Source organism: Microtetraspora malaysiensis (assembly GCF_001528665.1).
Lineage (GTDB): Bacteria > Actinomycetota > Actinomycetes > Streptosporangiales > Streptosporangiaceae > Microtetraspora_A > Microtetraspora_A malaysiensis.
In genome coordinates this window covers 147,641-171,165 of the sequence record NZ_BBYJ01000016.1, presented here as the reverse complement: position 1 = coordinate 171,165, position 23,525 = coordinate 147,641, and the positions used below count along the sequence as shown (strand labels likewise).

Here is a 23,525-nt window from a genome sequence, read left to right as displayed (position 1 = left end):
GGCAATCTCATGAACAGATGTGGGATTGCTAATGTGGCCCGCATGACGACGACGCCCGCCGGCTGGTACCCGGACCCGTACGGCTCCCCTCTGTTGCGGTGGTGGGACGGGTCCCAGTGGACCGACGCGACGCATCCCAGGGAGCAGCCGGGCGGCGCCCAGCCGGAGGCCGAGCAGATCGTTCCCGGCGGCGCGCAGGGCGGCTCCGACGGCGGGTTCCCGGCCCAGGGCGGTTCCGACGGCGGGTTCCCGGCCCAGGGCGGCGGCCCGCAGTGGGGCTCTGCGTCCCAGACGGCCCAGCTCCCCCTCCCCGGCTTCGGGGCGCCGCCGCCGAAGCAGTCGTCGCCGTGGCCGTGGCTGCTGGGCGGGCTCGCGATCGTCGTCGTGCTCGCCCTGGTGTCCGCCGCCGGGGTGTTCTTCTTCCGGGTCCAGAGCAGCGACGTGGTCGCCCGGCCCGGCACGGAGACGACGGCGCCCCAGCTCGACCGCACCGTCCCTCCCCAGGAGACGGAGCCGCCCCAGCAGCAGCTCACCGAGCTGCCGCGGCCGTCGGGCGGCCGGATCTCCGACCCCGTCACCGGGCTGTCGTACGCGTTCCCGGGCGATCCGTGGGTGGTGCCGAAGGCGGCGGACATCAACAACCCGAGCAACCAGCAGATGCCGCAGTGGTCGAGCGGCTACCAGGCCCTCTCGCAGCAGAACTTCGACGGCAAGAACGGCGACTGGGTCGCCTCGGTCTTCGCCGCTCCGCTGCCCGCGGTCTTCCCGTACAGCGGCCCGCAGGACCTGAGCAACCTCACCAGCGCGGCGCTGGTCGCGTACGAGCCGGCCTTCTACTCGCCCCCGCACGCGCGCAGGATCGTGAGCAACAAGGCGATCAAGGTGGGCGGCCGCGACGCCTGGCTGACCGAGTTCGAGATGGACTTCACCGCGGAGTCCCGGCGCAACGGCTGGAAGTTCAAGACGGAGAAGGGCGCGTTCGTCCTGGTGGACGCGGGTGCGGGGCAGCAGCCGGCCATGCTCTACATCTCGGTGCCCGACAATCTCGACCAGTCGGTGCTCCAGCAGGTGGTGGACTCTCTCCAAGTAAGTTGAACGCCCTACTACTCTGGGTCTCATGACTGACCTGCTGGTCTGGATCGACTGTGAGATGACCGGGCTCGACCTCGGCCGTGACGCGCTCGTCGAGGTGGCCTGTGTCGTCACCGACGGCGAGCTGAACCAGCTTGACGAGGGCGTGGACGTCCTCATCAAACCCCCACCCGAGGCCCTGGCCCAGATGTCCGAGGTGGTGCGCGAGATGCACACCACCTCGGGTCTGCTGAACGCCCTTCCCACCGGGGTGACGCTGGCGGAGGCGGAGACCCTCGTCCTGGAGTACATCCGGTCCCACATACGCGAGCCCAAGAAGGCTCCGCTGTGCGGCAACTCGATCGCCACGGACCGTTCGTTCATCGCCAGGGACATGCCGCTGGTGGACGACTACCTGCACTACCGCATGATCGACGTCTCCTCGATCAAGGAACTGGCCCGCCGGTGGTACCCGCGGACCTACTTCGCCTCCCCCGAGAAGCAGGGCGGCCACCGCGCGCTGGCGGACATCACCGAGAGCATCCGTGAGCTCCGCTACTACCGCGCGGCCGTCTTCGTGCCGCCGCCGGGCCCCGACACGGCCACGGCACGCGAGATCGCCGAGGCGGTCTCCGCCGGCTGACCGGCGCTCAGATCCTGGCCGGGTCCTCGCGCTCCGCATGGGCGAGCGCGAGGATCTCGTCCACCGGCCACTGATCGTAGGCATGGTCGCCGTACTTCACCGCGACCACGCGGCCGTCGGCCGCGATCAGGAAGTCGGCCGGCAGCCCGAGGCGCCCGCCCTCCGGAGCGAATGACGGCGACGGCCGCCGCCCGCGCAGGACGGGACCGAGATCGCGAAGCACTCCGTACACCACCCGGCCCCAGACGCGCGGGTCGAGCAGGGCGCGGGGCGCGGACTCGACGCCGAACTCGCGGTAGAGCCGCTTGCCCGGGTCGGCGACGACCTCGAACGGCAGTTCCGCGGTGTGCGGCCGCAGCGCCTCCGCCGACGAGTGGAAGACCACCACCTCGCGCACGCCCGCGGCCGCGATCTCGTCGTGCCGCGTCGCCACCGACCGCAGGTGCAGGTTGCAGACGGGACAGCCGGCGAACCGCCGGAACTGAAGGTGGATCAGCCGGTCGGCGTCCGGGATCGGGATCGTCTCCCCGGAGACGGCGGTGAACCGCCGCCGGGTGATCGTCGCGCCTGCCCTGATCCGCCCGGAACCCCCGTTTCGCGCCAACGCCTTCTCCTCTCCGTAGGCGTATGTTGTACGCCTACGACGTTATGAGCGTATGTTGTACGCTGTCAAGCCGTGCCGCGACCTCGCTCCTACTCCGAAACCGACATCGCCGCCGCCGCCCTCGCGGTCATCGACCACGACGGGCTCGCCGCGCTCACGATGCGCGCCGTCGCGGTCCGGCTCGGCCTGGGCACGATGTCGCTGTACCGGTACGTCAGCGACCGCGAGCAGCTGGAGGGGCTCGTCGTCGATCTCGTGCTCTCCGCCGTCGACACGACACCGCCGCCCGACCTTCCGTGGGACGAGCAACTCACGGTGCTGGTCGAACGGGTGCGCGCCGCCGCCGCCGCGCACCCGCAGGCCATCCCGCTGGCCTTGACCCACCGCCACACCTCGGCGAACGTGCTGCGCTGGGCGGAGGCCGTCCTCGGCGTGCTGACCGCCGCCGGATTCACCGAAGACCGCCGGGCGATCGCCCTCCGCTGCCTACTCGGCCATCTGATCGGCTCGATCCAGATGGATCACCTCGGGCCACTGTCCGGCGCGGGCACGGAGGCGATGGCGCGACTGTCCCCCGAGGCCTACCCCCTGCTGGCCGAAACCGCCCGCGAGGCGCGGGAGGTCACCGCCGGGGACGAGTTCCGGCGCGGCTTCCGCATCCTCCTGCTCGGCCTGCGCGCCTCGCTCGACCAGGCAGCCGAAACGGGTCCAGAGGTGACGAATCAGTGAACGCCGCGCGGTGGGACATGACGACTCCGAAATACCGCTACACTTTTCTCGTACGCCGCCGAGTGCGGCAGACATGGTGGGTGTAGCTCAGCTGGCAGAGCGCCAGGTTGTGGTCCTGGATGTCGTGGGTTCAAGTCCCATCACTCACCCGGGAAGACGGCCGGTCCGAAAGGACCGGCCGTCTGCTTTTGTGGCGCGACCACAAGAATGATCCACAAAACATGACCTACGCGCGTTATGCTCGCTCTCGACCGCTACGCCGGACGCGCGGGGGCCTCGGCGATCTTGATTCTGCCCAGGAGGCCGGATGAGAGTCGACGACCGCACCCGTTTGAGCCTGAGCAAACGCGAGGCCGAGGTCATGGACCTCATCGCCGTGGGCCACTCCAACGGTGAGATCGCGCAGCGCCTCTTCCTCAGCGAGAAGACGGTGAAGAACCACGTCAACCGCATCTACGCCAAGCTCGGCGTGGAGTCGCGGAGCGCGGCGATCGGCCGCTGGCGGGACTCGACCGGCGACTGAGGCCGGCCCCGCTCAGCCCGGGGTGAGGACCTCGCGGAGGCGGGCCAGGCCGTACTCCAGCTCGTCCGGCTGTACCGAGAGCGCCGGGCGGAGCCGTACCGACTGCTCGCCGGACGGGAGGACCAGCACCCCGGCCGCACCCTCGTCGCGCAACCGGGCGATCACGCCGGCCCGGTCGGGCACGTCGAACGCGCACATGAGGCCGCGGCCTCTGGCGTTCGCGACGAGGCCCTCGGCCTCCAGGGTCTGCAGCCCGGAGAGCAGCTTCTCGCCCATGATCGCGGCCTTCGGGATCAGCTCGTCGCGCTCGATGATCTCCAGCATCCGGCGCGAGCGCACCATGTCGACCAGCCCGCCGCCCCAGGTCGAGTTGATCCGGCCGCTGACGTTGAAGACGTTGCCGGGGACCAGGTCCACCCTGCGGCCGGCCATCACCCCGCCCACCTGGACCTTCTTGGCGAAGACCACGACGTCGGGCGCCAGGCCGAACTGCTGGTACGCCCAGGGGGTGCCGGTCAGCCCGACGCCGGTCTGGACCTCGTCCACGATGAACAGCGCGTCGTGCTCGTGGCAGAGGTCCTGCATCGCCTGGAGGAACTCGGGACGCATGTGGTTGTCGCCGCCCTCGCCCTGGACCGGCTCGGCGATGAAGCAGGCGATGTCGTGGGGATTGCGGGCGAAGGCGTCGCGCGCCTGGGCCAGGGAGCGCCGCTCCGCGGCCTCCACGTCGCCGAAGTGGATGGCGGGCACGTCGATGCGGGGCCAGGGGAACTTGGGGAAGCGGTCGGTCTTCACCGGGTCGGTGTTGGTGAGGGACAGCGTGTAGCCGCTCCGGCCGTGGAAGGCGCGGGTGAGGTGGAGCACCTTGGTGCCGAGGCCGGGGTGGCGGCCGTGGGCCTCATTCCAGCGGCTCTTCCAGTCGAAGGCGCACTTCAGCGCGTTCTCGACGGCCAGCGCGCCGCCCTCGACGAAGAACAGGTGCGGCAGTTCTGGGTCGCCGAGCACCCGGTGGAAGGTCTCGGCGAACTCGGCGAGGTGGGTGGTGTAGAGGTCGGGGTTGGCGGGCTTGTTCGCGGCCACGCGCGCGAGCAGGGCCATGAACTCGGGGTCGTCGTCGAAGGGGTTCATCCCCAGCGGCGACGAGGCGAAGAACGTGTAGAAGTCGAGGTATCTCCGGCCGTCGCGCGCGTCGACCAGCCAGGAGCCCGAGCTCCTGTCCAGATCGAGCACCAGCCGGAAGCCGTCGACGAGCAGATGCCGGGCGAGGACTTCGTGTACGGCGTTCGGGTCCATATCGCCTCCACATTGAGCCGGGACAACACGATTCCCTCACGACCGGGGTCGAATGTGAAGACTTTCCCGCCGAATGAACCTCCTGGAGAACGTTTTACTACCTCCTTGGCACATCGGCCGGAGAAACACCTGTCTCACAGGGCACGCAGGAAACGCGCGGCGATCGGGACCGCCGCGTTGCGCCCCGTGCCGCCGTGTTTCACGAACACGGCGAACGCGAGGTCGTCCTTGTATCCGATGAACCAGGCGTGGTCCGGGCCGCCCTGCCAGTCCTCGGCGGTGCCGGTCTTGCCGGAGACGCCCTCGGGCAGCTCGGACCCGGCCGCGGTGCCCTCGGTCGTCACCGCGCTCATCAGCGACCGGAGCCCGGCCGTCACCGTGTCGTTCAGCGGCACGCTCGCGGGCGGCGCATGCCCCTCGATCCGCTCCGCCACGTCTGCCGGGAGCAGCCGCGGCGGGTGCCAGGCCCCGCTCTGCACGGCCGCCGCGACGCTCGCCATGCACAGCGTGCTCGCCTCCACCGTGCCCTGGCCGAATGAGGCCTCCGCGAGCGCGTCCGGGTTCTCCGGCCTGTTCAGGCTGCCGCAGGTGCCGCCGACGCCAGTGGCGAGGCTGGTGCCGAAGCCGAGGGCGGCCGCCTGCTCCATCAGCCGGTCGGCGCTCACGAGCTGCACCGCGAGCCGCGCGAACGTCGTGTTGCACGACAGCGCGTACGCCTGCTGGAGCGTGACGCTTCCGTGGTCCTTCTCCTGGTAGTTGTTGATCGTCCGCCCGTTCGGGATCGTGTACGTCGCCGGACAGGGGACCTGGGAGTCGGCGCTCAGCCCGCCGTCGAGCAGTGCGGCGGCGGTGACCGTCTTGAAGGTGGAGCCGGGCGCGTACTTCCCGGTGAACGCCTCCCTGCCGCCCAGCCGGTCGGCCACCGCGGCCACCTCCCCGGTGGACGCCCGCACCGCGACGATCGCGGCCTGCTGGACGGGGTCGAGCGCCCGGGCCGCGGCCGCCTGGGTGAACGCCTCGACCGTGGTCTTGGTCCCCTCCGACGCCGCCGCCTTCTTCTCCAGCAGGACCCGGGGCGGCTGGGCCGGGTTCCGCAGCTCGATGGTCCACCCCACCTCCGTGCCGGAGGGCGGCTGCGGGATCCGCGTGCCGAGCTCCGCGAGGTACGGCTCGGCGTAGCTCTCGTGCGGGAACGCGCGCCCCTCCTTGGTGACGAACCGCGTGGCGGACACCGGCTCGTCGATCCGGACCAGCTCGCCCCCCTCGGCCAGGTCGGGATGCATCACGGCCGGGGTCCACAGCACCTTCCAGCTCAGGTCCCGGACGGCCAGGCGCAGGGTCGAGGCGAAGTCCCAGGCGCCGTCGTATCCGGCCAGCTTCCGCGCCCCGGTGAAGCGCATCTCGGCCGTCTGCTCCCCGGTTTTGGTGACCTTGCCGGGCTTGAGCCGTACGACCTGGGCGGAGAGGGCGTCGTCGAGCTGCCGATGCTGGGCGGCGAAGTCGGCGGGCGGCTCGTCCACGAGTTCGCGCATCGACTCGTAGTCGCCGGTCGCCCAGTCACTCAGATAGGTGCGGGCCGTCTCCTCCGGCGTGCCCTCGACCTGCCCCTCGGCCGGCTCCTCGTCGGGCGCTGACGCGGGCGGCGTCGGTCCGTCGATCACGAGCTGCGTCTGCGGGCCGGTCCCGGCCTCGTCCTTCCCCTGCAGGACGAGCCCGGTGACGCTCGTGACGATGATGGCGACGACCACCCCGACGAGGGCGAGCAGCGCTCGTCTGCGCATACGGTTTCTCCTGGGGGGTCGGAGTGCTCCCCCCGATATACCACGCATAGGGAGCAAAAGGTTGAGAGATCCGGTGCAGGGCCGCTATCCCGTGACATATGGCGAGGTGGAGCTCCTGCGGGACCTCGACCGGCCGGACGGGTGGATGCTCGTCATGAACGGCGTCGCCCAGTCGTACGTGGACCTGGCCGATCCGACCTACCTCGACTTCGACTACGTCCGGCTGATGGCCGAGGTGATCGGCTGCCTCCCCGAGGGGCCGCTCGACGCCGTCCACATCGGAGGCGGGGCCTGCACGCTGCCCCGCTACCTCGCCGCGGCCCGGCCCGGCTCCCGGCACATCGTGATCGAGCCGGACGCCGAACTGGTCCGGCTCGTCCGCGAGCAGCTCCGGCTGAAGTCGGTGCCCCGGCTGAAGGTGCGGGTGCTCGACGGGCGGGCGGCCGCAGCCGGGCTGGACGACGCGTCCGCGGACCTGGTCGTGCTCGACGCCTTCTCCGGCGCGGTCATGCCGGCCGAGCTGGCCACCACCGAATACCTCGCCGAGATGCGGCGGATCCTGCGCCCCGGCGGCACGCTGCTGATCAACGTGGCCGACGGGAAGGGCCTGCCGTTCGCCCGGCGGCTACTCGCCACGGTGCTCGGCGCGTTCCGCCACGTGCTGCTGCTGGCCGAGCCCGGCATCCTCCGGGGACGGCGCTTCGGCAACCTGATCGTGGCGGCGTCCCCGGTGGAGCTGCCGGTCGGGGCGGTCACCCGCCGGGCGGCGGGCGGCCTGACCCAGGCCCGCTGCCTGTACGGCAGGGAGCTGACGAACTTCGTCGCCGGCGCCGCCCCGATCAGGGACGGCGAACCGGTCGTCTCGCCCGTGCCGCCGCCCGGCCTCTTCGACTGACGGTCAGCTCGCCCCGTGGGCGGCCGCGATCTCGTCGATGCGGGCGGCGAGCGTGTAGTCCAGCTCGGTCAGGCCGCCCGCGTCGTGCGTGGTGAGCGCGAGGTGCAGGGTGCGCCACCTGATGTCGATGTCGGGATGGTGGTTCATCTTCTCCGCCTCCTCCGCGATCTCGTTCACGATCGCGATGGCGGTGCGGAAATCGGGGGCGATCACGGTCCTGCGGATCGTGTCGCCGTCGGTCTGCCACGTGGTCGGTTCGCCCATGCGGACAAGGAGATCACGGGAGGCGGCCGCGGCGCTATTTGAGCGCGCCCGCGGTGAGGCCCGACTGGATCTGCCGCTGGAAGACGATGTAGACGATCAGCATCGGGATGATCGCCATGCAGAGCGCCGCGAACAGCCCCGCCCAGTCGGCCTCGTAGCCGGCGTTGGTGGAGATGTTGGCGATGCCCTGGGTGATCAGCCACTTCTCCTCGGCGTTGCCCGGCAGCAGCACGATCGGCAGCAGGTACTGGTTCCACTGGCCCAGGATGTTGAAGATCGTGATGCTGATCAGGCCGGGTTTCGCCATCGGCAGCATGACCTGGAAGAACGTGCGCGTGTGCGAGGCGCCGTCCATCATCGCGGCCTCGGCCACCGAGGTCGGCAGCGTCTTGAAGAACGCGGTCAGGAAGAACACCGAGAACGGCAGCGAGTACGCGACGTAGACGATGACCACGCCGGTGTGCGTGCCGAGCAGGCCGAGGTTCTTCACCGTGAGGAACAGCGGGACCAGCGCGAGGAAGACCGGGAACGACAGGCCGGAGACGAACAGCAGATAGATCGCTTTGCTGCCGGGGAACCGGTACCGGGCCAGCACGTACGCCGCCATCGAGCTGAGCAGCATCGTGAAGAAGGTGGACACGGCCACCACGATCACGGTGTTGACCAGGTACTGGCCGATGTGGGCCTTGGCCCAGGCGCGACCCCAGGCGTCCCAGTGGAAGGTCGCCGGCAGGCCCAGGGGGTGCTCGCCGAAGATCTCCGTGTTGGTCTTGAAGGAGCCGAGGAACGTCCAGATGATCGGGAAGATCACCAGGATCGCCCAGACGACCAGGGCCAGGTGCGACAGCGGGCCGAAGACGCCGACCCGGCCGCCCGTGCGCTGCGGGGGACGTGTCATGTCTAGAACTCGATCCTCTCGCGCCGCGTGACCCGCAGGGTGAGGACGGCGAACGTCAGGGTGAGGAAGAACAGGGCGACGCCCATAGCGGAGGCGTAGCCATACTTGGAGAAGGTGAACGCCTGGCGCCAGATCTCCAGCGGCAGCACCGTGGTCGCGTTGTCGGGGCCACCCCGGTCCACGGAGAGAACCTGGACCAGGGCGAACCCGTCGAACGCGGCGATGCCGAGATAGACCCAGCCGACCTGCAGGGTGTCCCAGAGCAGCGGCAGGGTGATTTTGAAGAAGAGCGTGAACCGTCCCGCGCCGTCCAGCGCCGCCGCCTCGAACACCTCCGGCGGGATGGACGACATGCCGGCCGAGAAGAGCACGACGTAGAAGCCGACGGCCTGCCAGACCATCACGCCCATGATGGTCCACAGCGCCAGGTCGGGGTTGATCAGCCAGCCCACGGGGTCGATCCCCACGGCCCCGAGGACGCTGTTGACCACGCCGGTCTTGTCCGGGCGCAGGATCGCCTGGAACAGCACGCCGACGATGGCGACGGCGAGGACCTGCGGAAAGAAGAACACGATCTTGTAGAAGGCCGACCCGCGCACACCGGTGCGCCGCCCGTTCGCCTGCCCGCCCCCGACGTTGAGGAGGAACGAGAAGAACAGCGCGATGGCGATGGTGGCCAGCGGCATGACGAGCAGCAACAGCCCGTGATGGCGCACCGCCTGCCAGAAGACGTCGTCGGCGAACATCTTCCCGAAGTTCTCGAAGCCGACATAGTCGAAGTCCGGGGAGATGCCCTTCCAGTTGGTGAGCGCGATCTGGAACGCCTGGACGTACGGCGCGATCACGAAGACGACGTAGAGGACCAGCGGCGCAGCGAGGAAGGCCAGGATGAACCCGTACCGCCTCAGCGCCATCGGCGAGGCCGAGGACAGCTTGCCATGCCGCATGGGATCACGCGGTCCGCTTCTGCTTGGTGACCGAGCTGTCGGCCTTCGTCTTGTCCGCGGCCTTCTGCATGTTGGCGCAGAACTGGTCGGCGGTGATGCGGCCGAACATGAGCGCGTTGGTCTGCTTGCGCAGCTCGGTCTCCAATTCCTTGTACCACTGCTCGAAGCTGGACCAGGTCACCACGTTGGCGCCGGCGGCCGACTGGGCGGCCACCACGCTCTCGGTGCCGGGCGACAGCGTGAGGCCCTCGGTGGAGCCGACCACGACGGTGAGGCTCTTGGTCTTCTCGGTGAAGGCCTTGGCCGCCTCCTTGGAGAGCATGACGCGCATGTACTCCAGGCCGCCGTTGACGTTCTTGCCCTTGGCCGGGAGGACGTACGGCTCGCCCGCCACGGCCCGGATCGCCTCGTACGGCATGGTGTCGGACGCGCTGACCGACGGGGTGGCCGACATGGCGTACTCGAAGCCGGCCGGGGTGTCCTTGGCCTGCTCGGGCTCCAGCCAGGAGCCGGAGGGGTAGAGCGCGACCTTGCCCTGGTTCTGCTGGGTCTGCACCTCGGTGTGGATCAGGCCCTCGTAGGACTTGTCCATGTACTTGCCGATCTCGGCCCAGGCCGCCGCCGCCTGCTTGACGGCGTCGTGGGTCCAGGCGCCGTCGACGAGGTTGTCGATGTCGATCAGGACCTGGTTGCCGCCGATCTTCGCCGCGCTGATCAGGATCATCCAGTACTGGTAGTACGAGGCGTTCTTGCCGGCGTACGCGTACGGGGTGATGCCCTTGGCCTTGATCTTGTCGGCGAGGGTCTTGAACTCGTCGAAGGTCTTCGGCGGGGTCCAGCCCTCCTTCTCGAAGAGCTTGGCGTCGTACCAGAGGCCGTACGCGGTGTAGACGTAGTTGAGGAGGTACGGCTTGGCGGGGTCGCCGGCCAGGCCGGACTCGATCGTGCCGGGGACGAGGGTGTCCTTGACCTTCTTGCTCGGGTCGTCGATCGACGGCGCCTCGTAGAGCGGGGTCAGGTCGAGGAGCTGCCCCGCCGCGACGAGGGAGCCGGTGTCCAGGTTGTCGGTGCCGGAGTTGTTCACCACGTCGGGCACGTCGCCGCTGGCGAAGCGCGGCGTGAGGGTCTGCGCGATCGCCTGGATGCCCTGGTGGGTGATCTTCGCCTTCGGGAACTCCTTGACGTACAGCGGTTCGTGCGACTGGGTCGCGTATTCGTCGCCGTAGGCGCCCTTGAAGATCACCACTTCGAGGGGGGCGTCGGCCTTGACGCCGAACGGGTTGGCCTGCGATGTCGCCGCGCCGCCTCCGCCGGCGGAGGCGGCCGGTTCGGCGGTGCTCCCGCCGCCGCCGGAGGTGGCGCAGGCGCTGAGCAGACCGGCCACGGGGCCGGCGGCGAGTGCGGTGAGGCCGATGCGGTGCATCATCTGGCGCCGGGTGATCTCGCGAGGCGTGTTGGTCATCCAACTCTCCTGGGGGGACAGTTAGGAAAGTTTCCTAAACGATTGCTGGAACGTACGGCGAGCCGCGAATCGCGTCAAGAGTCCGCAGTCGGTCTAGACCAATCTGTGATCCACCCGGGATCGCCTTCGGTCGACATTCGGAGGGTATATCCATGTTTAAGCAGCTAAAAGGCTGTATCAAAAGTAGGATCATCCGATCAGAGCTGGTATAGACCGGGCCGGATATGCAGAGATGCACAGTAAGTTGTCCGGCATGTGGGATCTTCGCCGGGAATTGTGTGAGTACGGCCATATGGCGGCTAAGTTGGGCCTGGTCATCGGGACCTCGGGCAACCTGAGCGTCCGGAAGGGCGACCTGGTCGCGGTCACCCCCTCCGGAGTGGCGCTGGACCGGCTCAACCCGGAGGACTGCCCGGTGCTCGACCTGGAGGGCCACCCCGTCGAGGGTGACGCGCGGCCGTCGTCGGAGACGCCGATGCACCTGGCCGTCTACGCCTCGACCGACGCGCAGGCGATTGTGCACACCCACTCGGTCTTCGCGACGGCGGTCGCGACCACCGCGACCGAGCTGCCGCCGATCCATTACAACGCGCTGCTGCTCGGGGGCGCGGTCCGCGTCGCCCCCTACGCCACGTACGGCACGCCCGAGCTGGCCGAGCACGTGCGCACCGCGCTGGCCGGCAAGCAGGCCGCGCTGCTCGCCAACCACGGCGGGGTCACCATCGGACCGACTCTGGAGAAGGCGTTCGAGGCGACCCGCCTGCTCGAATGGCTGTGCGAGGTCTACGTGCGGGCGCTCGGCGTCGGCACCCCCACCGTCCTCACCGACGAGCAGCTCACCGCGGTGGTCGAGCGCGCGTTCAGCCCGGGATGACCGTACGGCGGGCCAGGCCGAGCGGAAGCCCGCCGTTCCCGGCGATCTGGTCGTGGAACTTGCGCAGGTCGCCGGCGTAGTCGTCCCGGATCCGCCGGATCTCCAGCGCCCCGGTGAGGTACGACGGCGCCTGGGTCGGCCAGGCGCAGTAGCGGTTGACCTCGCCCTTGGCGGTGCCCGGCGACAGCGACGCCTTGGTCGCCATGAAGGTCTCGGCCTCCTCGATCGTCATGTCGCCGCAGTGCAGGGCGGTGTCCACGACCATCCGGGCGGCCCGGAAGATCCGGCAGTCCAGGTGCGCCAGCTCGGTCGCCGGGGTGTCGAAGTATCCCTGCTCGTGCAGCATGCCCTCGACGTACAGCGCCCAGCCCTCGGTGAAGTAGGGCGTGCGGAAGATCTTGCGCGCCTTCCTCGGGTTGCCCGCCATCCACCCCAGGTGCCAGTGGTGCCCCGGGTACGCCTCGTGGACGGCGATCGACGGCATCTGCGCCCGGCAGTTGGTGCGCAGGCGCTGCCGTACCTGCTCGGGGGCGAAGTCCTCCGGCGTGAACGGCACGTAGAACACGCCCGACCTCGACGCGCTGAGCGGCGGCGGCGCCAGGTAGCTGGCCACGGCCAGGATGGGCCGCTGGAACTCCGGCGACGGCAGCACCTGGCACTCCTCCCCCTCGGGGAAGGTCACCAGGCCGCGATCGCGGACGAAGTCGCGGGCGCGCAGCGTCTCGGCCTCGTACTCGGCGCGCATGTCCTCCAGCGTCTCGGGGTGGTCGTCCATGAGCGACTCCATCGCCGCCCGCCAGTCCTCGCCCCACTCGCCGGAGCCCACGCGCGGCGCGACCTCGCGCATCCGGGCGTCGATCTCGTCCCACGCGCGGCGGCCCTTCTCGTGCAGCTCGGCCGCGCCGTACCCGAGCATCTCCCGCTCGCGCAGCAGCGTGGAGTAGAGCTCCTCGCCCATGCGCCAGGTGCCGCCCGCGGTGAAGCCCGACAGGAAGACGACGAAGTCGTCGAACGCCGCCGCGGCCGGCTCGGCCGCCGCCGCCAGCCGGGCCCGCAGCACCGGGTCCGCCACCAGCCCGGGGACGGTCTCGGTGAGGAAGCGCCGCGCCGTACGCGCCTGGCCCAGGCCGCGGGCGATCAACAGGTCGGCCGCGAGATCGGGGTCGAGGTTCGCGCGGCAGGCGGCGAGCACCGCGGGCACCTCGGCGAGCCGCGCGACGGCGCTCTCGACCAGCTCGGCCTCCGGCTTCAACCGCTGCTGGAACGGCGTGAACAGAGCGGCGAAGATCCCGTTCACGTAGGGCGCGGGATCACGCCGCCACTCAGGCCAGCGCGCACTCGCCACCGAACCACGCAAATGGGAGATAACCAGCTCGCGGTCGATCTCGTCGTCCGCGGTCTCGCCGGGGGCGCGTTCGGCCGACAGCCGTTCCAGCCAGCGCTCCGCGGCGCGTTCCCGCGCGGTGAAGGCGGCCTCGGTGAAGTCGCCGAGTGTGTGGTCGTACCCGTCGGCGCCGAGCAGCGCGGCCCGGAGCGGGTTCTCCCTGAAGTACCAACCGATGAAGTCATCCAGCAGCGTCATGCTCAAGGACTCTATCCGCGAGACTGGATCACGAATCCCCGCAACGAGGAGCAAACGGTGCCCCTGCAGATGATCGGCGCCCCCGGCGATCCCGACCTGATCCGGCTGCCCTGGGACATCCCGCTGGAGGAGTGGCCCGACCACCACCTGGTGACCCTGCCGCGCGGCATCTCGCGGCACGTCGTCCGGTTCGCCCGCCTGTCGGGGCACGTCTACGCGATCAAGGAGATCAGCGAGCGGTACGCCAGGCGGGAGTACAAGCTGCTGTGGGACCTGGCCCGGCTGGACGCCCCGTCCGTCGAGCCGGTCGCGGTCGTCACCGGGCGCACCGCCGCGGACGGCACCGAGCTGGACTCCGCGCTGATCACCCGGCACCTGCAGTTCTCGCTCCCCTACCGGGCCGTGCTCTCCGGCGCGGTGCGGCCCGACACGCTGACGCGGCTGCTCGACGCCCTCGCCGTGCTGCTCGTCCGGCTCCACCTGGCGGGCTTCTACTGGGGCGACTGCTCGCTGTCCAACACGCTGTTCCGCCGCGACGCCGGAGCCTTCGCCGCGTACCTGGTGGACGCGGAGACCGGCGAGCTGCACCCGATGATCAGCGAAGGCCAGCGGACCCACGACATCGACGTGGCGCACGTCAACATCTACGGCGAGCTGCTCGACCTGGAGGCGGGCGAGCTGCTGCACCCGTCGATCGACCCGCTGGTCTTCGCCGGGCAGATCGTCGAGCGGTACGAGCGGCTGTGGAGCGAGCTGAACTCCGACGAGATCATCGAGGACGTCGACTGGCACATCGTCGAGCAGCGGATCAGGCGGCTCAACTCGCTCGGCTTCGACGTCGCCGAGATGATGGTCCGCAGGAAGGTCGGGACGGGGCGGCTCATCGTGCGGCCCAAGGTCGTGGACGCCGGGCACCACCAGCGCCGCCTGCTGCGGCTGACCGGTCTGGACGCGGAGGAGAACCAGGCCAGGCGGCTGCTGAACGACCTCGACGCGTTCCGGGTGTCGAACGGCCTGCGCCACGAGGACGAGGCGATCGTGGCCCACCGCTGGCTGGCCGAGGTCTTCCAGCCGGTGGTGAGCGGGATCCCGGCCGAGCTGCGGCGCAAGCTGGAACCCGCGCAGCTGTTCCACGAGGTGCTCGACCACCGCTGGTTCATGTCCGAGACGGCCGGGGCGGACGTGGGCCTCGAGGCCGCGGTCCGGTCGTACGCCGAGAACGTCCTGGTGTTCAAGCCGGACGAGAACGCGGTGATCATCGACGCCGGGGCCGACCCGCTGTCCCCCTGAGCTCGGAGGTCAGCCCTCCCGGAGGTGCCGGGCGGCCGCGGCGATGTCGTCCTCGTTGAAGACACGGATGCCGTTCTGTTCGAGAAGCGCGGTGGTCACGCCCTGGCCCGGGGTCGTGCGCCCGGCGAACGTGCCGTCGTAGACGCGCAGCGATCCGCACGAGGGGCTGCCCTCCTTGAGGATCGCCACCCGGGCGCCGGCCGCCCGCGCCGCGTCGAGCGCCCGCCGGGCCCCCTCGACGAACGCCTCGGTCACGTCGTCGCCGTCCGGTGTGAGGATGCGCGCGGTCCCGGCCAGCACGGCGGCGCCGCCCGCGCCGCCCTCGATCTCCGCCGGCGGCCGGGGGATGGGGAGCCCGCCCGCGACTTCCGGACAGAACGGGACAAGCCGCCCCTCGGCGTTCCAGGCGGCGAGCAGTTCGTCCTCGCTCGTCTTGGCGCCGCCGTCGTAGCGCACCTTGCGGCCGAGGAGACAGGCGCTGACCAGGACTCGTTCCATAACTCCTATTCTGTCCCACCCTTAACCCAAAACAAGCCGGGCGATCTTCACATATGCCCGTAAATACAACTCTTCTATGTAGTTAGAGATTTCTCCTCCTTGAGGAACTAATCCTTATATCTCACCTCTTATCGCGATCGATCGTGCGGGCTGCGCGGGCACCGGCTTCTCTAGTGTTGGCCGCGCTGTTTGGACGACACGGCGAGGGAGCTGGGCGTGATCGGGATAGAGGACTGCCTTTCCGAGGCCATGACGATCCCCGGCGCACTTGACGCGATCCTCGTGGATCACACCAGCGGAATGGCGGTCGCCGCCGAGGGCGTGTCCTACCCGGAGGGATCCGCCGCGGGACTGAGCGAGGCGTTCCGCGCCACGCTCGACGGCCTCGCCCTCTCGACGCCCGACGGGACGATACGCATCGAGGACGTGATCGTCACCACCGACCGGGCCTACCACCTGATCAAACCGATGGAGACGATGTTCGACGGCCCGCTGCTCATCTGCCTCCGGCTCGACCCCGACCGCGCGAACCTCGCCCTCGCCCTACGCCGACTTCAGGCCATCTCCCACCGGCTGATCGCCTCGTGACCCATGGCCACCACCACGACCCTCGACTCCGTACTCACCGGACTGGCCCAGGACAGGGCCACCGGCTCCCTCCGCATCGGCCGCGCCGGCACGATCTTCCTCACCCGAGGCCGGGTGTCGTACGCCGAATGCACGGGGACGCCGGGCGTGGAGGAGCTGCTGACCGCCTCCGGACGGATCAGCGCCGGCGCGGTCAGGAAGGCGCGCCAGGCCGCCACCGGGGAGAGCGACCCGCCGAGCGGCGGCGACCGGCTGGTCGACGCCGGCGTGCTCACCAAGGGCGAGCTGGAGTTCTGCGTCCTGGGCGCCACCCTCGACGCCTCGTACTTCCTGCTCGGGCCGGCGCTCGCCACGAGCGGGGCCCGTCCCGGGCCCAAGCCCCGGTTCAAGGACGGGGAGCGGCACTGGCTCGGGACGCACTGGTTCTTCGACGTGCCCGGCCTCTTCCAGGAGTGCCGGCGGAGGAAGGCCCGATTGGACCGCGCATGGCCGTCGAGCGAGCTCGACACACAACCGGTGATCCCGGTCCGGCGCATCCCCGGCAGGCACGTGGTGCTGTCCGCGCTGCAGTGGGAGGTGCTGCTCGGCGCCGACACCACCGCCACACCCGCCGAGCTGGCCCGCCGCCTCGGCCGTCCCGCCTACTCGACCCTGCTCGCCGTACGCGAACTGGGCGCGGCGGGGCTGCTCGCGACCGGGGCCGACCCCGCCGACCAGGCCGCGCCCCCCAAGCCGGCGCTGCCGAAACGAGCCGAGCGGAGCGGGCCACGGGCCGAGCTGCGCCCCGGACCGGGGTCGGACCCGGCACAGCCGTACCTGCCACAGGTCAGCGCCGACCCGACCGACGTGAAGCTGCTCATCAGGCTGCGTGACGCACTGGAGGCGCTGCAGTGATCACCTGGCTCAAGCGGGCCGGAAAGGGCATTTCGATGGATCTACGCGGCGAAATACACGAGGAGATGCTCCTCCTCAGGGAGCGCGCGCCCGAGATCACCGGCACGCTCACCTGCACGGTGGACGGGATGCTCATCGCGACCGACATCTCCGGCCACACCGAACAGACGGCGGCGCTCTCGTCGGCGCTCATCTCGATGGCCCGCAGGATGACCGACCTCGTCCAGGTCGGCGCCCTTGAGGAGACCCTGATCTCCGGCACGCGCGGACACGCCGCGTGCTACGCCGCGGGCCCCAAACTCGTCCTCGCCGTTCTCGCCGGGCCGGGGGCCAACCTCGGCCTGCTCCGGATCGAGGGTCGTAAAACGGCGGCCAAACTCGCCGCCATCGTCGAACGCGCACAGCCGAACTAGCCGAACAGGGGAAACAGACATGACGAACATCGACATCTCGCTCAAGGAGATGATGGGCATCGACGGCGCCCTCGGCGCCTGCGTCGTCGACTACGGCAGCGGCATGGCCCTCGGCACCCTCGGCGGGTCCAAGGACCTCGACCTCCCCGTCGCGGCCGCGGGCAACACCGAGGTCGTCAAGGCCAAACTCCGCACGATGGAGTCGCTCCAGATCAAGGACGCCATCGAGGACATCCTCATCACGCTCGGCTCGCAGTACCACCTCATCCGCCCGGTCACCGGGCGCAGCGGCAAGGGGCTGTTCCTCTACCTGGCCCTCGATCGCAACAGGTCCAACCTGGCGATGGCCCGCCACCAGCTCCGCTCCATCGAGGAGCGCCTGGAGATCTGACCCCTCCCCCGGGAGGCCGCCGGCGCGGGCGGCCCCCCGGGGGAGCACCATCCATCACTACGGCCCCAACCATCCCGCGCGAGGGACGCGGCGGTGTCTGGACTGAGGAGCGAGCGGGAAGCGAGGAACGAGCGACTCCGAGAGACGAGGGAAGACATCGACTGAAGGCGCCCCGAGCCCGCGCGAGCGAAGCGAGCGCAAATAAACAGGGCGTACCGTTGTAATAGTGCAACTAATGAACCGCCACCGACGGGTCCTGGTGCTGCTCATCTGCTGCATCAGCCTGCTGATCGTGTCCCTCGACAACACGATCGTGAACGTGGCGCTCCCCTCCATCGCACGCGCCCTGCACGCCCCCATCTCCGGGCTGCAGTGGACGATCGACGCCTACACGCTGACGCTCGCGAGCCTGCTCATGCTGTCCGGCTCCACCGGCGACCGCATCGGGCGACGGCGGGTCTTCCAGATCGGCCTGCTCGTCTTCACGTCCGCGTCCCTGTTGTGCAGCATCGCCCCGACCCTGGAATGGCTGATCGCGTTCCGCGCCCTCCAGGCGATCGGCGGGTCGATGCTCAACCCCGTCGCCATGTCGATCATCACCAACACCTTCACCGACCCGCGCGAACGCGCCCAGGCGATCGGCGTGTGGGGCGGCGTCGTCGGGATCAGCATGGCCCTCGGCCCCGTCGTCGGCGGCGTGCTCACCGACAGCGTCGGCTGGCGGTCCATCTTCTGGATCAACGTGCCGATCGGGCTGGCCGCCGTCCTGCTCACCTGGCGCTTCGTCCCCGAGTCCAAGTCCGAGAAGCCGCGCCGGATCGACCCTGTCGGCCAGGTGCTCGTCATCGCCCTGCTCGCCTCCCTGACGTACGGGATCATCGAGGGGCCCGGCCTGGGTTGGACGTCCGGCCTCACCATCGGATGCTTCGCCGTCGCCCTCCTCTCCCTCGTCGCGCTGATCTGGTACGAGCCCCGCCGCGACGAGCCGCTCATCGACGTGCGTTTCTTCCGCAGCGCCCCGTTCGCGGGGGCGGCGGCCATCGCGGTGGCCGGCTTCGCCGCGCTCGGCACCTTCCTCTTCGTCAACACGCTCTACCTGCAGGACATCCGCGGCCTGTCCGCCCTGCGCGCCGGGCTCTGCATGCTGCCCGTCGCGCTCGCGACACTGATCTTCGGACCGCTCTCCGGGCGGCTGGTCGGCGCGCGCGGGCCCCGCATATCGCTCATCGCGGGAGGCACCTGCATGGCCGTCGGCGGGGTCCTGCTCGCCCAGATCACCCCCGCCACGCCCATCCCGGCGCTGCTGGCGATCTACCTGGTCTTCGGGCTCGGCTTCGCGGTGGTCAACCCGCCCATCACCAACACCGCCGTCTCCGGGATGCCGCTGTCCCAGGCCGGCGTCGCCGCCGCCGTCGCCTCGACCAGCCGCCAGGTCGGCCAGTCGCTCGGGGTCGCCATCGCCGGATCGGTCGTCGCCTCCGCCACCGGCGTCTCCGGCTTCACCCGGGCCAGCCACGCCACCTGGTGGATCGTCGCCGCGTACGGGCTGCTCGTCCTGATCCTCTCCATCGTCAGCACCAGCGGCTGGGCCATGGCCACCGCCGATCGGACCGCCGCGCGGCTGACGCCGTACGAACCGGCGAGGTCCCGATGAACGCCCTTCCCGACGAAGAGCTCGCCACCCGCGTCTGGCGCGGCATGCGCGGCCTGGTCGTCGACCGGCACGAACGACGCAAGGAGGTGTGCGAGGCCCTCGGCATGAGCTTCGTCCGCGTCAAGGCCCTCCGCCTCGTCGCCGCCGGACCACTGACCTTGCGCCGGCTCGCCGAACAGCTCACCACCGACCCTCCGTACACCACGGTCGTGGTCGCCGACCTGGAGCGCCGAGGACTGGTCGAGCGCGCTCCTCATCCCGGCGACCGCCGGGCCAAGATCGTCTCGATCACCCCCGAAGGCGTACGGGCCGCCGAACTCGCCGAGCGCATCCTCGGCACACCGCCCGCCGCACTGCTCGCCCTGGATCCGGCCGACCTCGACGCCCTCGACCGCGTCATCACCCGTCTCCTCGCCACCTGAACTGGGGCCTCGCCGTTCATGACCGGCGCTGCGCTGCGGCGGATGGCCTGTGCACGACGGAAATGCCGTGGCGGCTTACCGAACCGGGATGTCAGGAAGGGCACCGCGTAAAGGGTGGGGATGGTCAGTAAGGTCGTGGCCGGTGGCGTGCCGATCGCGGCAGAGGATCATGGTGGACACGGCACGCGTCGGCGACGACCCGGGCCTGGACGGGAGCGTGGCCGTTCCTGGTGCGCGCCGCTCCGCTCACCGCCGCCCCGGCTGCCGGCCGTAGGCGCCCCGTCTCGTCCTCGGCCTCCTTCTCGCCGGTCGTGGCGTCGATCCGGCCTTCGACGCTCAAATAGGCGAGTACGCACCTGACGGGAGCGTCGGCATCATCGTCAACAACGCCGGCATCGGTCGCAGCCCGGGCGGCAGTTCACCCTCGCCAACTCCCAACGCCCGCCACCCCGACGTGCTGGCAGCCCAACGCCGCGAACGCGCCCGGATCCGCGGGGAGAAGGGCACCCGCTGGGGAGGACGGCCCCTGGCCACAGCGGCCTGACCGTCTCGGCGCTGCGGTCATAGCGGCAGACAGCCGGACCACCGATCAGCTGACATGCGCGGCGATGGTCCGTGCGCACTCCATCGACTCGGCATGCGTGGTGTCCACCTCCAGGTCATAGACAATGCCCCGGTGGACCACATCCGCCTGGGACTCCGCCATGCCGATGACCCGATCACCTCGTGCGACCTCACGGCCCGCGGCAACCGCACTGTCGCACCGGACGCCGACCCACAGCACCCGCAGTTCGCCCAAAGCCTTCTGCCATCGCTTCTGCGAGTCCGCTCCGCCGAGGAAGACCTCATCAACGATGACCCGGGCACCCGCACGGGCCATCGCGGCGACCCCCTCGATCCATGCCGCTTCCAGCGCCCGGAACTCCGGCCCGACGATCACCTGCCCGTCCGGAGCGAACTCGATCCCGGCATCCGATGTCTGCATGGACGCGGGCATCGCCTCAATCAGCGTGTCTGTCCCCAGGGCCAACCACGGATCCGGCAGGCATGCCTGCAGACACCGAACGATCCCGGACTTCCCCGAGCTGGAACCACCGTTGAGAACGATCACTTCAGTCACACCACGCCACAGTAGAGGCAACCACAGCAACGCTCGAAACGGATTTCCGCGAACGCTGCACCGCCCGCCACAACCCGGTGAACCTTCCCGGTCAGAGCACTGGATCACGCTGAAGCGGCTGCGCGACGGAGGGCGGATCATCAACATCTCCAGCGGCGCGGCCTGGTCCTCGACCGGCACGAACGACGCAAGGAGGTGTGCGAGGCCCTCGGCATGAGCTTCATCCGCGTCAATGCCCTCCGCCTTGCGCCGGCTCGCCCACGGCCTACCGCAGCCGGACGACCCCAGACTGTCAGCAAAATTTGCTGACAGTCTGGGGTGTCTACGCGCCTGCTCGACACGAGGATTCGTGCCGATCCTCGAGGGTGGTTCTCGTTGAGAATCCACCCGGTTCATTTCAGAAGCAGAAGTCCCCGTAGTAGTCGAGGGCGCAGTCGCCGACGACAACTACGCCGCCGCTCCAGGGCCGACCCCAGGACCCGCCCCACGGGTTACCCCAGGGCCGACCCCAGGACCCGCCCCACGGGTTACCCCAGGGGCGACCCCAGGAGCCGCCGCCCGGCCGACCCCAGCCGCCCGGTCGGCCCCAGTCGCTGTGGGTGGTGTTGACTGCGGCGCTGTCGGCCTGCGCGACAGTAGCCGAGCTCTGCATTGTGAACGTCTCCGCCGAAGCGGCGACTGGCGCCATGACGGCGAGCGCGACGCAGGCGGAACTGGCCAGAAGTACGCGGTGGAGCATGCTTGTGGATCCTCTCCTGTCCAAGGGAAGTCACTAACTGTGACCGCTGCCACGCTACCCATCTGTTGATCACGGATCTGGACGGAGACACATCAAGGGACGGCAATTATGTGATCCTGTCGGCGGGTTGCCCCGTGGGAGCGAGGCGATCCGATGGCCCGCCACATCCGACGGAACAGTCTGGCCGAATCATGAGTCTGATTTCCGACCTGCGGCGAGAAGGAGGCCGAGGACGAGACGGGGCGCCTACGGCCGGCAGCCGGGGCGGCGGTGAGCGGAGCGGAGTGCGGGTGGTTGCTCCGGCGCGCGTAAGACCGTGCCATGTACCACCGCGCCCGAAGCCGCGGCAGCGGTAGCACCAGAGATCAGCTATCACGGCGCGCCGGAGCAACTGCCCGCCGCAGCGCAGCGGTCACAATTCAGCGACGGCCTCGGCCGCGTAGAACCTCTGCATCACCGTCCAGGCGTCTTCCGGTGACTGCCCGTCCGCCCGCGATCCGCCGACCTGATCCCCTGCCACGTCTGCTGTGTTCATGGCGCCAGTGTCATCGGCCGGGGCAGGCCAACCCCGGCGGTAATCAGACCTCTAACCGCCGCGGTCCCGATTCAGGGGTCGATTCGACCCCATTCCAAGTAAAGGGCCTGGACCTCAAGGAGAGGTCCAGGCCCAGGTCGTCGCCGACGCGCCGGTACCGATCAGGCGAGGGTGGCAGTGACCGGGAGCTCCTTGATGCCGTTGACGAAGTTGGAGCGGACCCGGCGGATGTCGCCGGCGAGCTTGATGTCGGCGAGGCGCGGCAGCAGCTCCTCGAACATGACCCGGATCTCCAGGCGGGCGAGGGCGTTGCCCAGGCAGAAGTGCGGGCTGCCCTTGCCGAAGGTGATGTGGTCGTTGTTCTGCCGGGTGACGTCGAAGGTGTACGGGGAGTCGAAGACCCGCTCGTCCCGGTTGCCCGAGCCGAACCACATGACGACCTTGTCGCCTTCGGCGATCTTCTGCCCGTGCATCTCGACGTCCCGGGTCGCCGTACGGCGGAAGTGGTAGACCGGGGAGGCCCAGCGCAGGAACTCCTCCACCGCGTTCGGCATGAGGGAGAGGTCCTGCCGGAGCTTCTCCGCCTGCTCGGGGTGGTCGATCAGGGCGCGCATGGTGTGGGAGATGGCGTGCCGGGTGGTCTCGTTGCCGGCGACCACGAGCAGCAGGAAGTAGTTGTCGAAGTCGTTCGGTGAGAGCGGCACCCCGTCGGACGGGGTCCCGTTGACGAGCTTGCTGACGAGGTCGGTGCCGTCGCCGCCGCGGCGCTGCCTGGCCAGCTCCCTGCCGTACTCGAAGACCTCGATGGAGGCGGGGCTGCGGAACGGCAGGTCGCGGTACTTCTCGCTCTCGGCGCTGTGCAGCAGGACGTCGGCGTAGTCGGGGTCGGTGTTGCCGATGATCCGGTTGCCCCAGTCGATGAGCTGCTGGGTGTCGTCCTCGGGCACGTCGAGCATCTTGGCCAGGACGTTGATCGGGAAGTCGGCGGACACCTCCTTCACGAAGTCGAACGTGCCCTTGGCGAGCGCCGCGTCGAGGGTGCGGGCGGTGAGGCCGCGCAGGAAGACCTCGTAGCCGGCGACGGCCCTGGGGGTGAACTCGCGCTGCATGATGCGGCGGAGCACGCCGTGGCGGGGGCCGTCGGTCTCCAGGAGGGAGCGCCGGATGGTGGCCTGGCGTTCGTCCACCTCTTCAAGGTTGACGAACTTCATGGAGGTGAACGTCTCGGCGTCGCGGTCGACGCGGACGATGTCGGCGTGACGGGTGATCGACCAGAAGCCGCTGCCGTGGTCGCCCTCGTCCTGCCAGTGCACCGGGGCCTGCTCGCGCAGCACGTCGAACATGCGCCACGGGGTTTCGCCGTCGAGGAACTTGTCGTTGTCCGCCAGGTCGACGTCTTCCAGGCGCATTGGTCC

At 69.7% G+C, this 23,525-nt stretch carries 26 protein-coding genes and 1 tRNA gene; 14 read left to right on the top strand and 13 right to left on the bottom strand.

The window, feature by feature from the left end; all coding sequences use genetic code 11:
- Positions 1–42 precede the first annotated feature (42 nt).
- Both AWQ71_RS41785 and orn read left to right on the top strand, forming a co-directional pair.
- Complete coding sequence (locus tag AWQ71_RS41785; protein WP_067135902.1) at positions 43–1,095, top strand: DUF2510 domain-containing protein; 1,053 nt, start codon at positions 43–45, stop codon at positions 1,093–1,095.
- A 22-nt stretch (positions 1,096–1,117) separates the two neighbouring features.
- Positions 1,118–1,714 (top strand): oligoribonuclease, encoded by a 597-nt coding sequence (gene orn, locus AWQ71_RS21390; RefSeq protein WP_067135899.1) that lies wholly within the window; start codon positions 1,118–1,120, stop codon positions 1,712–1,714.
- 7 nt (positions 1,715–1,721) lie between these two features.
- Here orn and AWQ71_RS21385 read toward each other — a convergent pair whose 3' ends face one another.
- Positions 1,722–2,318 carry a peroxiredoxin-like family protein gene (locus tag AWQ71_RS21385; RefSeq protein ID WP_245658397.1) on the bottom strand — a complete coding sequence of 199 codons (597 nt, stop codon included), beginning with the start codon at positions 2,316–2,318 and terminating at the stop codon, positions 1,722–1,724.
- Between the two features lie 72 nt (positions 2,319–2,390).
- On the opposite strand from AWQ71_RS21385, the gene AWQ71_RS21380 reads away from it, so the two are divergent.
- The 3 genes from AWQ71_RS21380 to AWQ71_RS21370 all read left to right on the top strand — a co-directional run bounded on the left by AWQ71_RS21380 (position 2,391) and on the right by AWQ71_RS21370 (position 3,570).
- Complete coding sequence (locus AWQ71_RS21380; protein ID WP_067135897.1) at positions 2,391–3,047, top strand: TetR/AcrR family transcriptional regulator; 657 nt, start codon at positions 2,391–2,393, stop codon at positions 3,045–3,047.
- A gap of 76 nt (positions 3,048–3,123) precedes the next feature.
- Positions 3,124–3,196 (top strand) — tRNA-His (locus tag AWQ71_RS21375).
- Between the two features lie 158 nt (positions 3,197–3,354).
- Positions 3,355–3,570 (top strand): helix-turn-helix domain-containing protein, encoded by a 216-nt coding sequence (locus AWQ71_RS21370; RefSeq protein WP_067135895.1) that lies wholly within the window; start codon positions 3,355–3,357, stop codon positions 3,568–3,570.
- A gap of 12 nt (positions 3,571–3,582) precedes the next feature.
- Here the strand turns inward: AWQ71_RS21370 and lat are convergent, their stop codons facing one another.
- On the bottom strand, positions 3,583–4,863 hold the full coding sequence (lat, locus tag AWQ71_RS21365) for an L-lysine 6-transaminase (RefSeq protein ID WP_067135893.1): 1,281 nt from the start codon (positions 4,861–4,863) through the stop codon (positions 3,583–3,585).
- Positions 4,864–4,997: 134 nt separating this feature from the next.
- Complete coding sequence (locus tag AWQ71_RS21360) at positions 4,998–6,644, bottom strand: penicillin-binding transpeptidase domain-containing protein (protein ID WP_169806598.1); 1,647 nt, start codon at positions 6,642–6,644, stop codon at positions 4,998–5,000.
- A gap of 61 nt (positions 6,645–6,705) precedes the next feature.
- On the opposite strand from AWQ71_RS21360, the gene AWQ71_RS21355 reads away from it, so the two are divergent.
- Positions 6,706–7,539 carry a spermidine synthase gene (locus AWQ71_RS21355; protein ID WP_067135891.1) on the top strand — a complete coding sequence of 278 codons (834 nt, stop codon included), beginning with the start codon at positions 6,706–6,708 and terminating at the stop codon, positions 7,537–7,539.
- Between the two features lie 3 nt (positions 7,540–7,542).
- Here AWQ71_RS21355 and AWQ71_RS21350 read toward each other — a convergent pair whose 3' ends face one another.
- From AWQ71_RS21350 to ngcE, 4 genes are read right to left on the bottom strand one after another with little or no spacing between them, the layout of a single operon-like run.
- Positions 7,543–7,803, bottom strand: coding sequence for a 4a-hydroxytetrahydrobiopterin dehydratase (locus tag AWQ71_RS21350; RefSeq protein WP_067135888.1), 261 nt, complete (start codon positions 7,801–7,803; stop codon positions 7,543–7,545).
- Between the two features lie 34 nt (positions 7,804–7,837).
- The gene (locus AWQ71_RS21345; RefSeq protein ID WP_067135886.1) at positions 7,838–8,701 is read right to left on the bottom strand and encodes a carbohydrate ABC transporter permease; all 864 of its coding nucleotides are present in this window, start codon (positions 8,699–8,701) and stop codon (positions 7,838–7,840) included.
- A 2-nt stretch (positions 8,702–8,703) separates the two neighbouring features.
- On the bottom strand, positions 8,704–9,648 hold the full coding sequence (locus AWQ71_RS21340; RefSeq protein ID WP_245658396.1) for a carbohydrate ABC transporter permease: 945 nt from the start codon (positions 9,646–9,648) through the stop codon (positions 8,704–8,706).
- Between the two features lie 4 nt (positions 9,649–9,652).
- Positions 9,653–11,110 (bottom strand): N-acetylglucosamine/diacetylchitobiose ABC transporter substrate-binding protein, encoded by a 1,458-nt coding sequence (gene ngcE / locus AWQ71_RS21335; RefSeq protein ID WP_067135884.1) that lies wholly within the window; start codon positions 11,108–11,110, stop codon positions 9,653–9,655.
- 232 nt (positions 11,111–11,342) lie between these two features.
- Between ngcE and AWQ71_RS21330 the strand changes: the two genes are divergently transcribed.
- A complete protein-coding gene (locus AWQ71_RS21330) occupies positions 11,343–11,984 on the top strand; it encodes a class II aldolase/adducin family protein (RefSeq protein WP_067135882.1) in 642 nt (213 codons plus the stop codon).
- On the opposite strand, the gene AWQ71_RS21325 is transcribed toward AWQ71_RS21330, so the two are convergent.
- Positions 11,971–13,566, bottom strand: coding sequence for a DUF885 domain-containing protein (locus AWQ71_RS21325; protein ID WP_067135880.1), 1,596 nt, complete (start codon positions 13,564–13,566; stop codon positions 11,971–11,973). The two genes, AWQ71_RS21330 and AWQ71_RS21325, sit on opposite strands and share 14 nt — an antisense overlap.
- A gap of 57 nt (positions 13,567–13,623) precedes the next feature.
- On the opposite strand from AWQ71_RS21325, the gene AWQ71_RS21320 reads away from it, so the two are divergent.
- Positions 13,624–14,856 carry a DUF4032 domain-containing protein gene (locus tag AWQ71_RS21320; RefSeq protein ID WP_218001893.1) on the top strand — a complete coding sequence of 411 codons (1,233 nt, stop codon included), beginning with the start codon at positions 13,624–13,626 and terminating at the stop codon, positions 14,854–14,856.
- A gap of 9 nt (positions 14,857–14,865) precedes the next feature.
- On the opposite strand, the gene AWQ71_RS21315 is transcribed toward AWQ71_RS21320, so the two are convergent.
- Positions 14,866–15,354 (bottom strand): 2-thiouracil desulfurase family protein, encoded by a 489-nt coding sequence (locus AWQ71_RS21315; protein ID WP_067135878.1) that lies wholly within the window; start codon positions 15,352–15,354, stop codon positions 14,866–14,868.
- A gap of 216 nt (positions 15,355–15,570) precedes the next feature.
- On the opposite strand from AWQ71_RS21315, the gene AWQ71_RS21310 reads away from it, so the two are divergent.
- The 6 genes from AWQ71_RS21310 (at position 15,571) to AWQ71_RS21285 (ending at position 19,716) form a co-directional block, all read left to right on the top strand.
- Complete coding sequence (locus tag AWQ71_RS21310) at positions 15,571–15,942, top strand: hypothetical protein (protein WP_067135876.1); 372 nt, start codon at positions 15,571–15,573, stop codon at positions 15,940–15,942.
- A 3-nt stretch (positions 15,943–15,945) separates the two neighbouring features.
- Positions 15,946–16,836, top strand: a complete 891-nt coding sequence (locus AWQ71_RS21305; protein ID WP_067135874.1) for a MarR family transcriptional regulator — start codon at positions 15,946–15,948, stop codon at positions 16,834–16,836.
- Positions 16,833–17,249, top strand: a complete 417-nt coding sequence (locus AWQ71_RS21300) for a roadblock/LC7 domain-containing protein (RefSeq protein WP_245658394.1) — start codon at positions 16,833–16,835, stop codon at positions 17,247–17,249. Before AWQ71_RS21305 ends, AWQ71_RS21300 begins: the two co-directional genes overlap by 4 nt.
- Before the next feature lie 19 nt (positions 17,250–17,268).
- Entirely contained in the window at positions 17,269–17,640 is a 372-nt protein-coding gene (locus AWQ71_RS21295) for a hypothetical protein (RefSeq protein ID WP_067135872.1), read from the top strand.
- 235 nt (positions 17,641–17,875) lie between these two features.
- Entirely contained in the window at positions 17,876–19,294 is a 1,419-nt protein-coding gene (locus AWQ71_RS21290; protein ID WP_067135870.1) for a DHA2 family efflux MFS transporter permease subunit, read from the top strand.
- Positions 19,291–19,716 (top strand): MarR family winged helix-turn-helix transcriptional regulator, encoded by a 426-nt coding sequence (locus AWQ71_RS21285; RefSeq protein WP_067135868.1) that lies wholly within the window; start codon positions 19,291–19,293, stop codon positions 19,714–19,716. The genes AWQ71_RS21290 and AWQ71_RS21285 overlap by 4 nt, the downstream gene beginning before the upstream one ends.
- A gap of 589 nt (positions 19,717–20,305) precedes the next feature.
- Here AWQ71_RS21285 and cpt read toward each other — a convergent pair.
- From cpt to AWQ71_RS21275, 4 genes are all read right to left on the bottom strand, one after another.
- Complete coding sequence (gene cpt / locus AWQ71_RS21280) at positions 20,306–20,836, bottom strand: chloramphenicol phosphotransferase CPT (protein WP_084259116.1); 531 nt, start codon at positions 20,834–20,836, stop codon at positions 20,306–20,308.
- A gap of 397 nt (positions 20,837–21,233) precedes the next feature.
- On the bottom strand, positions 21,234–21,575 hold the full coding sequence (locus tag AWQ71_RS41775; protein ID WP_174550741.1) for a hypothetical protein: 342 nt from the start codon (positions 21,573–21,575) through the stop codon (positions 21,234–21,236).
- A 412-nt stretch (positions 21,576–21,987) separates the two neighbouring features.
- Positions 21,988–22,110 (bottom strand): hypothetical protein, encoded by a 123-nt coding sequence (locus AWQ71_RS44440; RefSeq protein ID WP_281196212.1) that lies wholly within the window; start codon positions 22,108–22,110, stop codon positions 21,988–21,990.
- A gap of 161 nt (positions 22,111–22,271) precedes the next feature.
- Positions 22,272–23,519: a cytochrome P450 gene (locus tag AWQ71_RS21275; protein WP_067135864.1), complete on the bottom strand. Its 1,248-nt coding sequence runs from the start codon at positions 23,517–23,519 to the stop codon at positions 22,272–22,274.
- Positions 23,520–23,525: the final 6 nt, after the last annotated feature.